The following is a 15,478-nucleotide window of genomic DNA, read 5'->3' on the forward strand; positions in this document are numbered from 1 at the left end:
GGGGCTTTTCTTTTTTCACGGAGAAAGCATGGCCATCACCGCAGCAGAGGTTTGGCGCGACTACGAAACCGATGGCGTGCCGTCTTCGGGGTCGCACAAAGTTAAGAAGAGCGATACCCGCTCTTGGGGCGCTTGGGTTGAGGGGATTATCACGGCCTTCACCGCCAATGGCGGCCTGATCTATTCCAGCAAGGCGGCGATGGACGCCGACTTGGCGCACGGTGCCAACTCTTCGGCCTGGGTTATCGGAGACGCCACAGTCGCCAACAACGGCATCTATCGGAAGATCGGCGCTTCTGGCGCAGGCTCGTGGACGCGGGTCGCTGACTTACCATTCTCCTTTATCATCGCGTCTGATGCCGGCGCTGGCACCGCGAACGCGATTCAGGCGACGACTTCGATTCCGGTTTCGGGATCTGCGCTTGTCTGGATGAACATCTTTGAGGCGAACACGGCCTCTCCGGTCACGGTTTCGTTCAACGGTGGCGCGGCACTCACGATCAAGACGAATAGCGGAAGCGACGTTGCAGCGGGCGGGCTGACTGCCGGCATGATCGTCATGGGCATCGTTTCTGGCAGCACGTTCCGGCTTGTCAGCGATCAGGCTTCCGCGGCTGTTGTCGCAGCTGCTGAGGCGGCCAAGACTGTCGCTGAAGCGTCGCGTCTGTGGGCGAATATGTGGGCCGAGCAGTCGACTGGCTCTGCCGTCTCGTCAAATCTCTATCTGCGCTCGCAGGAGATCGACAACGCATCGTGGACAAAGACTAACGCGACTGTCACCGCAAACGCTGTTGCCGCTCCGGATGGCACAACGACGGCTGATAAGCTTGTCGAGACCACTACGGCTAGTGTCGAACATTCCATTCGTCAGACGGCGGCCATCAGCGTGTCGGCTAGCACGCAATACACCAGAAGTGGGTGGTTTAAGGCGGCAGAGCGGAACTTAGTCCGTCTTCGATTCGCAACGAATATCGGGTTTGTCACAGACGCATATTTCGACGTCGCCACAGGCGTTATTCGTGACACAGCAGGCGTGTCGCTAGGCGCGGAAGTTGTGGAAGCGAGTCGTCGCGCCAAAATTACCTATTGGGGCAACGGGTGGTATCGCTGTGAATTGACGGCGACGACTCAGGCCGGTGCAACCATCATGTCTGGTGGTGAATTCTACCCCCTGCAAGGAACCACGGTAGGCGTAGTCTCCTATACCGGCGACGGTGTTTCCGGCGTCTATGCGTGGGGTCTGCAGTTCGAGCAAGCGCCGTTCGCGAGTGTTTACACGCCGACGACGTCCGCCGCTGTCAGCATGTATTCCGCGAAGCACTACGCAGCAGCCGCAGAAGGCGTGGGCGTAGCGGTCGCCGTCTGGCCGAGCGGCACGCTCCGCACGATGAAGGCTCGGGCCACGGATACGTACTGCATCCTTGACGCCCCTGGCTCTGCCGATCCCACTGGCGTGAACGACAGCACCTCAGCTTTCGAGGCGATGATCGCCGGTGGCGTCAAATGCGAGGTCACCGCCGGCTCATTTCTGCTGACACGGAAGTTGGTCGTTCCAGACGGCGTGGAGCTTGTCGGGCAAGGCAGAGGCTATGAATTTGCCCACAAGACCAAGCTGCTTTTTGCCGGAACTGGCACGAAAGAGCATGCCATCGCGGGCGCGACGGCGACCACTGTCGCCAACCCTGACGCAGGAGCTCCGTATCTCGCAGACAGCGGAACGCGCGGTAATAATTACTCAACGCTGGATCTGACTCCGAACTTTAGCGCCGCGGTCATCCTCGGCAAGGCTTCCGGCCTCAAGGGGCTTGGAATTTACCCTAACTTCAATGGTGTCGCGGGCTACAGCGGATCTGACGGCGCTCTATCCGATAATTGGGACGTTGGCGTGTGGGCGCGTAATGCCGATTGGTGGAACATCGAGGACTGCAACGTCATCGGCCACTGGCGAAAGGCGGCGCTTCTTATATCGGCGCACGAAATCGGCGATGGCAAGGTGCCGTCTTGCGAGCTTGGCCACGCTATCCGTTCGCACTTCCAAGGCTTCCGAGGCGTCGCCATCCGCACCGCTGAGACGGTGGTGGGCGACAACTACGGCTTCGCCGGAACTGACTTTGTCAACTGCCTCATCAAGAGCCTTTGGCATCAGTCGAAGCATCTTGCGACATCGAGTTTCTTGTCGACGCCGTTCTCGTCGCCATCCGGTTGCATGGAAATAGCCGGCGATATTATGCGCGGCGTTCAGTTCCTAAACTGTACGTTCATGGGTCGTGACGACATCGCGATATTCTTCGGTAAGTGCTCGGAAATCAAATTTGAGGGCTGCTATGAAGAGGGCAAGTCGATCAATGTGAATGGAGCGTGGCTAGCCAATAGTGACGCCATGCGCATGGTCGCTATCAGTGATGCCGGAGCTATTGATTTCGGGTTGAATAACTCGAAATACGTTGTCGATTTCGCTCCGGCGCAGACCCGCGACTCATCGTTGGCCGGAAAGCGGTACACGGCGGCAGGGGCGTTCAATCCTGCCCACCATTTTGACGGTGATTACAGTCGACGCATCTTCGCCAGCTACATCGGCTACAGGATGCGCAAGAGTACCGACCAGTATCGATTCGAGGATGAGAATGGCGTGGGGCAAGTCGCCATCGATGCTGCCGGAAAGGTTCAGGCGAACCTACTGTTCGCCGGGACAATCACCATTGCCGACGATGCGGCGGTCAGTATCACGACGCCAAAGAACGGCGGTCAGTGCGTCATCACGTGCTGCGGATCGACAGAGAACGGCAATTTTCCGGACCCTCTGCGCTCAGGTACCGTCTTCTACGACGTAGGGACGGCGACACTCAGTGCCACCAAGTTCAGCGCTGCCGGCACGAACTTTCTCGCCGTGAATACGGATGTAACCGGAACAACTGGTACGGATGGCAACGTCACTGTCGGGGTGGTTGCCGGAAATATTCGCATTGAGAACAGGGCGGGATCATCTCAGGTGTTCCGTTATGCATTCCTCGGTTGATCTCTTGCCAACAGGCCGCGGTTTATGGCCGCGCGCCCTTCCTTCATGGCAACCACAATGGTCTACCTTCAGCGCGTGCGAGATCGACCAAAGGAGGCGCGATGTTCCCTACGTTTCTTCCGCTTCGGACTTTTCGGTCTTGCGCTCGGCACTGGGCCCGCCTCGGGGAGCTCTATTTCTGTACCTCCATTAACAGCTTTCTCCGGGGCATTACCGAGGGGGGTATCCAGCGGAACCTGCTCCTTCTTTCCAACATCGCGCTGCTTTTTGTCGTTTGGCATCTCCATCAGGAAGCGGCAACGAGCGGCCTCGCCAAACGTCTCCAGGCAGATCGTCTCGATCTGTGCATTGCGGGAAGATGTTACGCCTTCGCCGACGAGGGCGTGAATCGGTGCGAGGTGCGATGGAAAGATCATGAACCAGAAAGCCAGCAGCCCGGTCGCCGCGGCACCATAATTGATGGCGCCGGCGAAAATGCGCCCCAGCTTCCTGTTGACTTTTTTGAGGCGATCTGCCGTCTCGGGCGCTGACGCTTTGCCCTCGATAAAATCAGCCGCAATTGTCGACAACGCCGCCAGCATTGCATACGTCAACGGCTCGCCCTGGAGAACCTCTATCGTCTCCTTGGCCAGGACAAAAAGGCCGTTGGCAAGCTTCGCATTCTCGCAACCGCATGAAGGGCAGACTTCCTCGTTGTCGAACCCATAAAAACGCGAGCTGCCGATGTTGTAGTTCTTGGACGGGAAGACGGAGTGACACCTCGGACACATTGCTGGGAGCGGCGGACCGTTCGGGCGCTCATAACCGACTTGGCTCTTTCCTCTGCTTGGCGGCAACGGGTCAATTATGCGGGAGCCGGTGACGCGGGTGGATCCCGCGCTTTGAATGTTCATGGCTTGGCGGGTACCAGCGAACACTGGTCGCTCAAGACTGAGATCGACATTGCCTCGGGCATACAGACCGATATCCCCGCCGAAGGTGCAGTTTCTAAAGTCAATTTTTAAGGGCGAACCGACAACCTCCACGGCCGCCCCGAAGCCGGAAATATCGTCTGGATCACTGCTCATCGCGTTTTCCTTGTTCGCCCCACGATACGCAACTTGAGCGATTCGCAAAACGATCCGATTCACAACCTCGCACACTCAGGAGGTGACATGGCGCGGGGAAAACTCTTCCCATCGCGATCGAACTCCGTTTCGCGTCGCCCATCCACGCCACTAAAGGACTCCACGGGAATCCCAATGACCATCACGACCACGTCACCGCGTGGGCGCGCCTTCATGCGTGGCCGGTCGCTCCGCCACTAACCACCACCACATCGCAGGAGACACTATGGACCGCGCGAAATTCTTCGCGGCGGTGCGCTCCCCCCTGTTCGCCGGCAAGCTATCCGACGCGCAGGTGAGGGGCACTGACGCAATTCTCGACGAGGCTGAGCGCCGCGGCACTCCTCTAAGGCACCTGGCCTACATGCTCGCAACCGTCTTTCTCGAGACGGCCAGAACGATGCAGCCGATTGCCGAGTACGGCAAAGGCGCTGGCCGCAAGTACGGCGTTAAAGGCAAGTACGGGCAGGTTCCCTATGGGCGCGGCTATGTCCAGCTAACGTGGGACTCGAACTATGAGCGCGCCGATAAGGAGCTTGGCCTGAATGGCGCGCTCCTACGCGACTTTAATCTCGCCGTGCGGCAGGACATCGCGGCCAAAATCATGTTCGAGGGCATGACCGACGGCTGGTTCACAGGCAAGCGGCTGGCGGATTATTTCGCCGACGGCAAGGCCGATTACATCGGCGCGCGCAGGATCATCAACGGCACGGATAAAGCCAAGACGATCGCCGGCCACGCTGCCGTGTTCGAAGCGGCGCTGAAAGCTGGCGGGTATGGCTCCGTTGCTGCGCCGGCCTCTGGCGGCTTCTGGGCAGCACTCGGCCGCTTCCTGCTCGCGATCATCAAAGGAGGCAAGAAATGACCGTCTGGATTCGCATTGCGATCTACATGACCGCGGGCTGGCTTTACGGCTCCGGCTACATCGGCGAGGAAGTCAGGGCCATGATTACCGAGGATCCCGCCATCGCAGCCTCCATCGAGGCGGGCATTATTGCCGCGATCGGCGCAGTTCCCGTCGCGTGGTGGCAGTGGGCCAAGAAGATGGGGCGGCCGACGTGATCTTAATGGCGGCAATCTGGTCCCGTTTTTCTGGCTGGCTAACAACTGCCAGCGTTGCGCTCGCGATCGTCGCGGGCGCTTTCTTTTACGGACGCTCCAGCGGCAAGGCTGATGCCAAGGCGGAGCAGGCTAATGCAAACGCGAAAGCCATAAAACAGGCGAGGGGCGTCGAAGATGAAGTTCAAAACATGGGGGTGGCGACGTTGATCGCGCTATCTCTAAGTGGCTGCGTGACGCAGGGTAACTACTGCGACATTGCGCGCGCCGTTCGGCCGTCCGTCGAAGACAAGATGACGGAAGGAACCAAGCGCCAGATCCTGGCGGAGAACTCCAAGCTGGAGAAGCTTTGCGGGGTGAAGCCGTGACCGGCGCCGAGATTATGTATGCCGTCGGTTTCTTCGTCGGCGTGTTCGGGGCGATCTTCGGCGTATGGAAATACGTTGACGGAAAGATAGGAGCGGTACGCGATGAGCTATCTGCACATCGTTTGCATGTCGCCGAATCCTACGTCACGAAGGCCGGCATGCAGGAGCAAACCGCGCAAATTATGCGCGCGATCGAAAGTGTCGGCAATCGAATTGACGCCTTCGGGGAGCGACTGAATCGCGTTTTCGAGCAGCGCACGTCGGGCCGAAGAACATCAAACTAGAGCCGCTTACGCGAACGACGAGTTGCCCTCTCCATCGCTGAAGGGACTTTTTTCTTTTTGATAGGGCCGCTCGACGGGCCTTTAGTTCTCAACTCTGACATATGGTTCAAGCACGACCGGCTGGTCGACTTTTGAACACTCTTCCTCAGTTATCTTCGTCGCAATGTTCTTGGTTCGGCCTTCGTAAACATCCGTGCTAGTCACAAACCCTGCGAATTCAAACGTTCGATCGGCAGGCTGCGGGAGGGCTTGAACAAGTGTTTTTATTTTCGCGGCATTTGGCTGCAATGTGCCGTCAACTTGAACCGTTCCAGTATAGTGAATGTCAACAGCCTTTTGGGCAAATTCGTGAGTATACGTAAGAAGATGCATGCCAGGAACGTTAACCTTCTCTGTGTAAGAGAAAGTCTCGTCTCGAATCTCTGATGCTTCTTCTGTCGATCCAATTGATATCTCTCGTGAAAATTTAGCAGCGACATTTCCCTTGACTATGAACTCGAAACCGACTGACGCGCTTATTTCTTGCCCTGATTTTATAGTTTTCGTTTTAGTAAGCTTTGTCCCAATAGATAGCTTATTAGTCTGAGTAAATGTGAATTCCTGATTTAACGGATTGCAATTGTAGTATGAAGCCTTCAAGCCAAAATATGAAATAGGGATGTCATCCCAATTTGGCTCCTTAACGTTGACTGTCGGTTCAGTTTCTTTGCTAAATACTCCGGTGGATGTCAGGCTTCCCATGACTGGCGTACACACGTCGCGGTACAATGGGCGGCAAATTTCCTCGTAGCACCACAACGGCTGTTGATCTGACGAAGTTGTCATCTCTCTTGGTGCCCCACCGCAGGGGACTTTACGGGGGCGGCAACTCTGCCCATCCTCAACTTTATGACATTTATCCCTGAGATGGACAGGCGGGAGCGTCGCTAATTTGGCATTCACCACCGCAAGCAAGTCAGTCTCGGCTAATGACATCGGGAGAGCGGAAGATATCGGTCCTGAGGGTCGGACAAAGTCTAGATGAAAATCCGGAGTTCCCGAGCACTCACATATTGGAGTCCCCCCGCCGGTAGCATTGGAACATTGAGCTGACTGACCATCTGGACAATCAATCGAACAGTTGTCTCCTTGATCATTCTGAGCCGAGCAGCTTGCCGCCTGGCTTGCATGAGGAAAGCCCACGACGCAGAGCAGACACATCGTAAAAATCGTGCGCACCATTTCCCCCTCCGTGACTTCGCTGTGCCACTCCGGCGACAATATGAATGATCAGTTCCGAGGTTATCCCTCACTAATTGCTGCTGCATTGAGCGGGAGAGTCCGAGCTGCAGTCGAGATAACAGCTTTCGTCGTCGTCACACGTCCACGAACCAGACCATCTATCCCCGCAGCTTCCACTGCAACTGATGGAAGTGGGCTTGATGGGGGTAAACTGGGCGACAAAGCCATCGTTTGAGGCACCAACCCGGCTCGAAAGCTTCCCTATGCCCTCAATTTTTATTTCCGGTGAGTTCGACAGGTTTTGCGCATCTCCCGCAACTGCGGCGAAGGTCATCGTGAGAGGCAGCCCTGTGATAAGCAAAATGCGGTAAAGCATGATCTCATCCCCCCGTGCAGCTTTAACGAGAATATTACCACTTGCCTTTATTAGCGGCAACTACTATTCGCCTCTGAGTGGTGCGACTCTGGTGGAGTGTGGATTGGGCGCGTCGTGAAGGCAGTGGCAAACGGGCGCAGATTGCGGTCATCACCTCGCCGCACCTCAACAAGCCGCCTCACGCTTCGCACGCTCCGCTCGCGCTTGCAAGGCAAGTCGAACTTGCCGCACCGGATGCCGGCTCCATGCGGTCGTCGCGTCTTGAGGGGCAGGCTGCCGCCGCCATCGTCGTCACCTGGCCACCAACAATGCGGCTTGTTCTGCCGCGAAAGACTCCAGCCGCTTGAACGCCGTCACAACTTCGCGAGAACGTCGACCTGCGGAACCGGTGTCGGCCCTTCGCTGCGATGCAGCTGAAGCAGGTTTACCTCAACGTGCAGACCCCGGTACGCTGCCTCGCGAATGGCATGGTTGAAGATCCGCATTGACTCGCGCAGATTGTGGGCGGCTTCACGTTGTTCTTCTGTGATTGTTACGGTCATAGCTCGGTTATTCCGCGCGCCATCCGCGCCGTCAATGACGCCTGGGTGGTAGGGCCGATTTTCCACTCGGGCCGATGCTCAGAGCAGAACCAGTTCGGCTCGCCGCGTCCTACTGCGAAACCGAAGCTGCCCCATTTCTTGTAGCCAGGGTGTTCGCACGAGTGTTCATGGAGTGCGGTTTCCTTGCGCGTGCGCGTGCCTGCTTCGTCGCTCATTTCGGTGAGCGTGCGATCTTGTGTGAACTTTCTCATGCACACCGAGAGTCAATGGAGGTCAAGGTCAAGCCATGGCGGGCCGCCGCCAGCAGGAATCGTCAGCGCAGTGCACTAGCGTTGCCCGGTCCTCTGTAGACTCTTCTTCGATAATCCGTTAAATTTTGCACGTTATTGTTGACCCTTATCGTATCGCATCTAGGGTCTGGGGCTTTATTTCCATAGCTTAAACTTTTTTCGGCTCCGGTCGTCGATCACCGTTGGATGACGCACAGGGAGGCTCTCCCAATGAGGACCGCTCCACTTTTTGCATCATTGTCAGCAGTTTTCCTGTTGTGCTTCGAATTTTCCGTAGCACAAGAAAGGCGTACCGAATGGAACTATAGGGACGGGGCAGAGATCATCGTCGTAGTGCCACGTCCAGAGCGTCCAGAAAGGCCTGACCGTGACCGTGAGCGTATGGAGCCTTCACGAACTCCAGCTGCCCGACCTCCTTCCGCGGCCGCGCCGCCACCTAAGCCGCCGATATCGGCGAGCGAAGCACAGCGGCAGCGGGCAATGCGGATGGCTCGTGCAGCCGCTAGGCGACAGCAACTGGCGCACAACGAAAAAAAATGCGCCTTATGATGACTGCCATAGTCGCGGCTATCTTTCCTCAATATGCGGGCAGTATTGCCGTAACTTCCCAAATGATTGACTTCTTCAGGTCACAGGACTCTTCAAAAAGTCGTGATTGGTGGAATGATACGTTTGAACGCTCGGGAGTATGCCCAGGATGCAGTCTTGAACAGAAATTTGGCGTGGTGAGAGATCGGGTCAGGAAAGCGAACGAATTAATTAAACTTGGGGTAAACGAGACTATTCTTGAAAGCACACTGCCGGAACTGGCAGAGGCTATTGGTGCGCGGGTTGGATTTTTCTACTTTAGAAACAAGTGCGGCTATCCGTTCTCTCTCGCTGTTCGAGTGCAAAAGCTTGGTGGAGAGTGGGCAACAATCAGTTGGTACCATGTAGAGCCAGGGAGTAACGCCCAGCTCTTCGATCCGGCGGGCTCTCCGTTGGCCAGTACAAACCGCATAATCTACGTATATGGAACCGCTCCGACACCGGGAGGAGGATGGAGGGGAAGGGACGATAATCCTGAGGACAGAACCTACGATTTGGATGGTAAACGCGTTCGGTTCTTGCGGATAGAAGCGCCCAGAACTCCCGATAACGATTTCCTCGTTGCCCCCTGTGGCTAACGCTCGCCTAAAACGCTGGCCCAAGTGGCGGCAACTGCGCCGGCGTTTGCTGGAATTTCGGCGATCGCTGACCTGCTTCAATTGCCAGCGCGTGTTTTCCGCGAGCGTGAGACAAATGGTCTTGGTCAGCGTTAACACCCGCATGGCTAGATCACCCTCAAAGAAACCGCCCGACGCGCCCCCGCCAGACCCGATGCCAGCGCGCGTCGACCCCTGCCTCGCGGACCCTTATCGACAAGCCGCCGAAGGGTCCGGACTGGGCCTAGGAAGTGAAATAGGACACACATCGAACCAGGGAGGGTGAAGGTCATAACCCGCGGTGGTTACGACTGGACCGAGCGCTTTCGTACGGAGGTCTCGGAGCGCAGTTTGCTATTGAGGAGTACACTATAGGATGTTAAATTAGAGTACATGCAAGTATGGGGACGATCGACTTTATTTTTGGTGCACACTGTTCGATGTTCTTGGAGGCGGCCAGCGTCAGGGATCGTCGATCCGTACCTTTTTAGCGATAGCACACCACCATTATCGCCCGTCCTTGGCGGCAGTCCTACGTAAATTCGTGATTGTTAAATGCAAGCTCAGGGTGCCGGTTGAGCCGAACCCATTATGGTCAAGGCAGGTGAGGCATAGATCGCGGGTCGCCTGCTTGCCACGGAAAAGCTGTGCATGAAACCGATAGCTCGGAGGGCCTTTAAGTGAATTTACTTGGGCTAACTCTCACTTCCATTGCGGTATTTGGCTCTTTAGCAATCTCGCATGCGCAATCACCGGCTGGCGAGGAGCAGCAGGCTCTTCCTGTAACCAGCGAAGAGCGCATATCCAAGTCTAGACAGCTGGTAATGTCAATAAATCCTCATGGTCTATTTGGAAATATTCTAAACATTTACAAAGTGTCCGGCGAGGAAAACCTGTACAATTTTTTGCCGTACGTGATTCCTGAGTGGAATTCATTTAAAACACACTATGAAAAACAGTGTCAAGATCAGCAATCAGTCGATGACACAAAGAAGACAATTCGGATTCCTTTATCATTTTATAGCAACGATCTTCTTGATGAGATTAAACGTCTGATAGTTCTCAATAGTGGAAAAGCAGGTACAAACATCAGCTTAGGAATTCCGCCGTCAGTTGGGATCGTCGCGTATGCATTCGATCATGAGAATCTGCCATACGAGATTATCAATACCATTCCTCTTACTGACTTGCTTAAAGGTGTTCCTCTGACCGATGTTTCTTCAGGATTTCCTAAGCAATTAGAGGGTCGCGTAAGAGCCACTTGCTTCGAGTTAGCCGAAATCGCGGACTCGCAAAGACTGACTGCTCTTATGTTCATCGTCGGCGCGACAGCTAAGGTAAACAAACTTGCCGCGGCTGCATCAACTCTGGTCCAGTCCGACCTTGGCGCGCAACTGAGAAATAATGAAACAGAGGTAAATCGGACAACACTCACCAATAAAGGGAAGGGCGCCGGCATTGGCGTAAAATTAGGGGGCATCTCAATTGGTGGAGGTAGTCAGCAAAGCCAATCCACCGCTGATACGCAGCATTACAGAATAATTAATCGAACATGGCTGGATTCCAACATAGAGCGCGCTACGACTGGTGTTTTGATTGACCAAATTTGTGATTCTGAGGTCTGCAAGAGCGACATTGTAGACCAGTTATTTAACCACTTCTTCGGTCACCTGGAAAAGGAGCGGGTTATCATTCAAGAGCAATCCGCGGACGCGTGGACTGCTAAGTACAAGATGGGTGGCTTATCTATACAAAAGATCACTGTTAGCGAAGAGCTAGCGAATACATTGAAGCAGGCCGCAGAGATGAACGATAAGGCCTCTGGCGAATACAGCGGGATCAAGTTTACGAAGGAAGATGCAGATAACTTGACTGCCGAATCGGGAGTTACGTTTAAGAGAAGTGGCGATCGCTGGGTTCCGACGAGCGTGGATGCTTATGTAGTCAGCTTGGCCGATCTAGAGCGAAGCATTGAGCTCAATTTTAATCAGATGATCTTAGGGGAGAGTGAGAACGTAGCGATCCAGCTTACCCCGCTTGTGCGGCCAAGCGAGCCCTCCGATTCATCGGAGGCCGCGGCACTGCGCAAGTCAATGGAAGAAGCATGGTCAATGTGGAACGAAACGCAGCAAAAAAATGTTCCACCCCCGATACCTGAATATTTCCAACTGGGGCAACGAAACGCCGGCGCTGTGTATCGGAACGACAAAACTGATTCAATTCTGGTTATTATTGATGCTAAGGGTAAGAAATCCTGCGCGCTCTCATTATATGTCAACAACGTTTTGGCGAACTCACACTCAATTCAGTCACTCAGCGACACAGGTGTTGTTGCTGACTGTACGGTCGAGGCTTTCGTTCCGCCGGGTGCCACGTATCAGCTTGTACACCGCCCACCTTCAAAAATCTCCCGTTGGAGAGAATACACTCCTTGATCCACTCAGCCATTCTGCGAGTAGGGTGCTCGGAAAGAACGGGGACTAAGGTCATGCGGTTAACATCCTGGGATGTATCAAGGCCATCGCGCCGAGCCATCTCACTTGGAATTGTTTTTATTGCTTCGTTCGACACAGGTTATGCTGCCTCGCCAACAGATCGCGGCTGCTGCGTTATCTGGCAAAATCAAAATAGAGGTCTTGTGAGACAGTCCATCGACCACACGCGCGCTCAATGCGCTGCCGAGGCGAAGGATATTGTTGAGGAAGAACGGTTCTGGGATTTTTTTGCCGACCGGCATTGCGACCAAGCCGAACGTTGCCAGGATGCCGCGTGTTCGAATCTATCCGAGGAGGGGAGAATGCCACCTCCGGAGGAATCAAATTGATAGTGCATTGCCAGGCTACGGCACGCCTCGTTCAAGGGTATCCGGGAGCGGGCGGATGATGCGGGGGTGTTTCTAATAACGTGACGCGAATGGCCTAGTGCCCGTGGGGCAACGCATTCCCCCTCGTTTCGCTGCCCTCGTCCAACTCTCGGAACGGCAGAAAACCATACTGCTCCAGCCATTCGCGCATGATCAGGCGGATCATCTCTTGTCGCGTTATCTCAAGCTCTTCGCAGGCGGCAGCGAGCGCCAGCTCAACGTCATTGTCAAAGGTCATCTTCGACCTCCCTAACGCAGTACAACCAAGAGGGTCTCACAACGCGGGTTGCAGTCAAGGATTAGAGGCGCCGCCCAAAGTGGGTACTGCTCTACCAGCGACCTGATCACATCAGCGTCGTTGAGCCCACGGACCCTATATATCTCTTACGTGCAGGGGGATACGAGGACCAGACCAGGACTATGTCTTTATGAGGCGGACCACCTTCGTAACCAGCGCGGACAACCAGGACATGTCAGGTCCAGCAATTGCTGCGAACTCCCTGAGCAGACCGGCATTATTCGAAATGAAGTTCCACGCACCGTTAGCCACCGCCGTAACCGATTCTGTCAAAATGGCGCCGGGAATACTTGCGGTAAAGCCATCACCCACCGCGGCCGAGATCCCGGTAGAATAAGCTATTGCCGCGAAGCCAGCGACCTTGATGAGCAGATTTCTATAACCGGTGTGCGCCACGTGATTCGAGCGCTGCGGCGAGGGGCCAGATCCCATGTCGCCGGTAGCCTCGGACAATATGTCAAGCGCGGCAGGCTCGACTAGGTCTGGAGCTTTCTTTAATTCATTAAGAAGCTCTTGCCCCTTGACCTGATATTCAATGGTGTTGAACCGATCCGCGGAATAGGTCCTAGCATGGTCAGCCAATTGCCGACCCCGCTTAGTTGAGAGAACGAGCGGGCCTTGAAGAGCGAGAACGGATTCCAGCGCCTCATTTGAGCCATACGGAAGTTCCGGTGCGTCACCGTGCGCAGCGGCGGCTCTGAGCGCACTACGCGAATTTTCCAGGCGCACGCCTAAGGCGTATATCTTGTCGATCGAGAGCTTTTCCTCCCGCAGAGCCGCACGGTATTGTTGAGCCACCGCCAGAAGTGATGGAAAAGCATTCGTCCCGATTAGAGAGGCTGCCAGATCTTCGACGGCGGCTAGGGTTATACTGGCGAGATCAACGAGGTCGCGAAGTTCATCTGCATCGGGAATGCCAGATGAAATAATGTCCAACCGGCCGCGCTCATTCAGATCAAAGCTCAAACCGGGCTCTTGGACAGGAATTTCCGCAATTGAGCTAGCATCCGGTTGATCGGCGGGATCGTCCTCGGCAAGATCATCGAGGTCATAGTGGTCAGCGTCCCGCACAGGCGCCCAGTCGGTAATGCCGTCCGCCTCGATCGCCTCTACAGCGGCGTCGAGCACATCTTCGGGAAGGTTGGGATACTCGTCACTGATAACTTCGCGCGCATCGTAGGGTCCGCCTGATATCCATTGATATCCTCCCTCCGCGCTTATGTACGGCAGACTGTGGGCCGGATCTTCGTAGTTCTGAGAGAACCACTCAACAATCGAATTTACTTGATCTGCCCGTTCCGCCGCTTCAGCCTCTAAATCCGGCTCACTCTCGAGCCAATATCGCAGATCTTCAACAATCTCGTGACCGTTCGAGTCTGTAAAAGCATTGTTCTGAGCTCCGGCTGGGTATTCCCATAAACTCCAACTGAGCTCGCCTAACTCCGGATGATCAACGGTCGCCCGATGATGCAGTTCATCCCCCATCTGCCGTTCCGAGGCGTCAACCACCTCCCATTCTAGGTCATCAGCATCTACAGAGAATAGCTCGCCAGAAACTGAGTGCCGTATAAGTGCCTCGCCTTCACACCGCGCTCGCAACTTCTTCCCCCTTGGACACGTTTTGCCTGGCCGCACCCCCAGCCACAATCCCGTACCGCGTGCCGCTGCCTACTGACAGCCCTTCGCCTTAATCGATGATTCGATTGCGTTGACCTTGCCCTTCGACACGGCGACCTGGCCTTCCTTGTCTCCGCCGAACGTGCTGGAAGCAGGTACTCCGACTAGGAACACGCCGATTGCATCGCCTGTGGCGGCCTGGTTCTGCTGCTTCGAAAGGCTGGCGAGATTGGCCTGCTCCTTCATCAGTTCCTGAGCCAACCCTTCGCAGCCCTGATTGCTGTACGCAGCCATCGGGATATCGACCGGCACGATTGCGTCAGGACGCTTTGCGCAGGAAGCCACAGCCAGCGTGGTCGCCAGCACAACCAGACGGAATTTCATTTAATGCCCCTCAAAGAAGAAATTTAGCCCAACACGCAACTAAGCATGGTTGCACGGTGCGGGGAAGGGCAGATCAAATGGTATTCCACAGGTGTTGGCGGGAGCGCGGCTGCACGTGGTGATTCACGGCGTCAGCGATTTCCACTTCTGCAGGCGGCGCAGTTCCGCGCGACCCTCTTCCGTGACAGCATACCGGAGAGCATGGCCGTCAGTACCGACAAGACGAACAGCGCTTTTCTCGACTAGCCATTCGATTGTCACCGGACCTGCATGCGGAATCATGTCGATCGTGTCGCAATCCGGGTGATCTGCCATGAACCGCAGAATCCGCTCCAGCTTGGCGTCTAGTCCCAATTGTGGCCGATATTTCTCCCGGCGCTTAAGCTTCTTGGCTTTCCAATCAGCGTAGTCGCTTGTGGGTCGCTGCGCCTCGCCATGCTCCCTCGTCCATTTGTCGTAGGCTTCCTCGGGCTCAGCTGGAGTAAGGCCACTGATCTCATCCAGTTTCGCGTCTATGGCCTTGCGATCCCATTTACGCGTGCCTGGAACAGGTGGGGGCATTTTGTGGGTTGAGACCCAGAGGGAGAAGGTGCCTGGCGCAATGCCGAGGTAGGCAGCGGCTTCCTTCCGGCCGACAAGGCGAGGAGCGTCAGTCATCACTCCAAGCGGTCTAGCCGAGCGTGCGCCAAGACATGCTTGAGCCGTTTATCGGGGAGGTTAACCTCGCTGTATGAAACGTACATATCGAGACCGACATCGTCCGCCTCTGCTAGCGCTTTTGCGAGTTCTTTCGCCAATCGCACGACCTTCATTGCAGCTTCTGTTTTGACGTCATCGTCCATTCAAAACCCCCAGGTTGCATCGAGATTG

General features: G+C 55.5%; 16 protein-coding genes and 1 pseudogene. 8 read left to right on the forward strand and 9 right to left on the reverse strand.

Features of this window, described 5'->3' with window-relative positions; translation table 11 throughout:
- The first annotated feature begins 28 nt into the window (after window positions 1–28).
- Window positions 29–3,016, forward strand: coding sequence for a hypothetical protein (locus tag QN219_RS04850; protein ID WP_283998429.1), 2,988 nt, complete (start codon window positions 29–31; stop codon window positions 3,014–3,016).
- A 68-nt stretch (window positions 3,017–3,084) separates the two neighbouring features.
- Here the strand turns inward: QN219_RS04850 and QN219_RS04855 are convergent, their stop codons facing one another.
- The gene (locus QN219_RS04855) at window positions 3,085–4,083 is read right to left on the reverse strand and encodes a hypothetical protein (RefSeq protein WP_283998431.1); all 999 of its coding nucleotides are present in this window, start codon (window positions 4,081–4,083) and stop codon (window positions 3,085–3,087) included.
- Between the two features lie 217 nt (window positions 4,084–4,300).
- Here QN219_RS04855 and QN219_RS04860 point away from each other — a divergent pair, with 217 nt between their 5' ends.
- From QN219_RS04860 to QN219_RS04875, 4 genes are read left to right on the forward strand one after another with little or no spacing between them, the layout of a single operon-like run.
- Window positions 4,301–4,987: a hypothetical protein gene (locus tag QN219_RS04860; protein WP_283998433.1), complete on the forward strand. Its 687-nt coding sequence runs from the start codon at window positions 4,301–4,303 to the stop codon at window positions 4,985–4,987.
- Window positions 4,984–5,184, forward strand: a complete 201-nt coding sequence (locus QN219_RS04865; RefSeq protein ID WP_283998435.1) for a hypothetical protein — start codon at window positions 4,984–4,986, stop codon at window positions 5,182–5,184. The genes QN219_RS04860 and QN219_RS04865 overlap by 4 nt, the downstream gene beginning before the upstream one ends.
- A gap of 5 nt (window positions 5,185–5,189) precedes the next feature.
- On the forward strand, window positions 5,190–5,549 hold the full coding sequence (locus tag QN219_RS04870) for a hypothetical protein (protein ID WP_283998437.1): 360 nt from the start codon (window positions 5,190–5,192) through the stop codon (window positions 5,547–5,549).
- Window positions 5,546–5,833: a hypothetical protein gene (locus QN219_RS04875; RefSeq protein WP_283998439.1), complete on the forward strand. Its 288-nt coding sequence runs from the start codon at window positions 5,546–5,548 to the stop codon at window positions 5,831–5,833. The genes QN219_RS04870 and QN219_RS04875 overlap by 4 nt, the downstream gene beginning before the upstream one ends.
- An 81-nt stretch (window positions 5,834–5,914) precedes the next feature.
- On the opposite strand, the gene QN219_RS04880 is transcribed toward QN219_RS04875, so the two are convergent.
- The 3 genes from QN219_RS04880 to QN219_RS04890 all read right to left on the reverse strand — a co-directional run bounded on the left by QN219_RS04880 (window position 5,915) and on the right by QN219_RS04890 (window position 8,187).
- Window positions 5,915–6,601, reverse strand: a complete 687-nt coding sequence (locus QN219_RS04880; RefSeq protein WP_283998441.1) for a hypothetical protein — start codon at window positions 6,599–6,601, stop codon at window positions 5,915–5,917.
- A 1,182-nt stretch (window positions 6,602–7,783) separates the two neighbouring features.
- Entirely contained in the window at window positions 7,784–7,972 is a 189-nt protein-coding gene (locus QN219_RS04885; RefSeq protein ID WP_283998443.1) for a hypothetical protein, read from the reverse strand.
- A complete protein-coding gene (locus QN219_RS04890) occupies window positions 7,969–8,187 on the reverse strand; it encodes a hypothetical protein (protein WP_283998444.1) in 219 nt (72 codons plus the stop codon). The genes QN219_RS04885 and QN219_RS04890 overlap by 4 nt, the downstream gene beginning before the upstream one ends.
- 611 nt (window positions 8,188–8,798) lie before the next feature.
- Between QN219_RS04890 and QN219_RS04895 the strand changes: the two genes are divergently transcribed.
- The 3 genes and pseudogenes from QN219_RS04895 (at window position 8,799) to QN219_RS04905 (ending at window position 11,881) form a co-directional block, all read left to right on the forward strand.
- Complete coding sequence (locus QN219_RS04895) at window positions 8,799–9,428, forward strand: hypothetical protein (protein WP_283998446.1); 630 nt, start codon at window positions 8,799–8,801, stop codon at window positions 9,426–9,428.
- Between the two features lie 142 nt (window positions 9,429–9,570).
- A pseudogene (locus QN219_RS04900) lies at window positions 9,571–9,815 on the forward strand (ATP-dependent DNA ligase); the annotation flags it as partial.
- 311 nt (window positions 9,816–10,126) lie between these two features.
- Window positions 10,127–11,881, forward strand: coding sequence for a hypothetical protein (locus QN219_RS04905; protein ID WP_283998448.1), 1,755 nt, complete (start codon window positions 10,127–10,129; stop codon window positions 11,879–11,881).
- A gap of 483 nt (window positions 11,882–12,364) precedes the next feature.
- Here the strand turns inward: QN219_RS04905 and QN219_RS04910 are convergent, their stop codons facing one another.
- The 5 genes from QN219_RS04910 to QN219_RS04930 form a co-directional block, all read right to left on the reverse strand.
- Window positions 12,365–12,547 (reverse strand): hypothetical protein, encoded by a 183-nt coding sequence (locus QN219_RS04910; protein ID WP_283998450.1) that lies wholly within the window; start codon window positions 12,545–12,547, stop codon window positions 12,365–12,367.
- A gap of 180 nt (window positions 12,548–12,727) precedes the next feature.
- A complete protein-coding gene (locus QN219_RS04915; RefSeq protein ID WP_283998451.1) occupies window positions 12,728–14,092 on the reverse strand; it encodes a hypothetical protein in 1,365 nt (454 codons plus the stop codon).
- Window positions 14,093–14,275: 183 nt separating this feature from the next.
- The gene (locus QN219_RS04920) at window positions 14,276–14,608 is read right to left on the reverse strand and encodes a hypothetical protein (RefSeq protein ID WP_283998452.1); all 333 of its coding nucleotides are present in this window, start codon (window positions 14,606–14,608) and stop codon (window positions 14,276–14,278) included.
- Between the two features lie 123 nt (window positions 14,609–14,731).
- The gene (locus QN219_RS04925; protein WP_283998454.1) at window positions 14,732–15,268 is read right to left on the reverse strand and encodes a hypothetical protein; all 537 of its coding nucleotides are present in this window, start codon (window positions 15,266–15,268) and stop codon (window positions 14,732–14,734) included.
- Window positions 15,265–15,450, reverse strand: coding sequence for a hypothetical protein (locus QN219_RS04930; RefSeq protein WP_283998456.1), 186 nt, complete (start codon window positions 15,448–15,450; stop codon window positions 15,265–15,267). Before QN219_RS04930 ends, QN219_RS04925 begins: the two co-directional genes overlap by 4 nt.
- Window positions 15,451–15,478 lie beyond the last annotated feature (28 nt).

It is taken from the genome of Sinorhizobium sp. 8-89, from assembly GCF_030124325.1.
In the GTDB taxonomy this organism is placed as follows: domain Bacteria; phylum Pseudomonadota; class Alphaproteobacteria; order Rhizobiales; family Rhizobiaceae; genus Sinorhizobium.

Coding starts and splice junctions, on each gene's coding strand:
- QN219_RS04920 (WP_283998452.1), bottom strand. CDS start 14,608: ATGAAATTCCGTCTGGTTGTGCTGGCGACCACGCTGGCTGTGGCTTCC.
- QN219_RS04855 (WP_283998431.1), bottom strand. CDS start 4,083: ATGAGCAGTGATCCAGACGATATTTCCGGCTTCGGGGCGGCCGTGGAG.
- QN219_RS04865 (WP_283998435.1), top strand. CDS start 4,984: ATGACCGTCTGGATTCGCATTGCGATCTACATGACCGCGGGCTGGCTT.
- QN219_RS04910 (WP_283998450.1), bottom strand. CDS start 12,547: ATGACCTTTGACAATGACGTTGAGCTGGCGCTCGCTGCCGCCTGCGAA.
- QN219_RS04885 (WP_283998443.1), bottom strand. CDS start 7,972: ATGACCGTAACAATCACAGAAGAACAACGTGAAGCCGCCCACAATCTG.
- QN219_RS04895 (WP_283998446.1), top strand. CDS start 8,799: ATGCGCCTTATGATGACTGCCATAGTCGCGGCTATCTTTCCTCAATAT.
- QN219_RS04870 (WP_283998437.1), top strand. CDS start 5,190: ATGGCGGCAATCTGGTCCCGTTTTTCTGGCTGGCTAACAACTGCCAGC.
- QN219_RS04850 (WP_283998429.1), top strand. CDS start 29: ATGGCCATCACCGCAGCAGAGGTTTGGCGCGACTACGAAACCGATGGC.
- QN219_RS04915 (WP_283998451.1), bottom strand. CDS start 14,092: ATGGGGGATGAACTGCATCATCGGGCGACCGTTGATCATCCGGAGTTA.
- QN219_RS04890 (WP_283998444.1), bottom strand. CDS start 8,187: ATGAGCGACGAAGCAGGCACGCGCACGCGCAAGGAAACCGCACTCCAT.
- QN219_RS04930 (WP_283998456.1), bottom strand. CDS start 15,450: ATGGACGATGACGTCAAAACAGAAGCTGCAATGAAGGTCGTGCGATTG.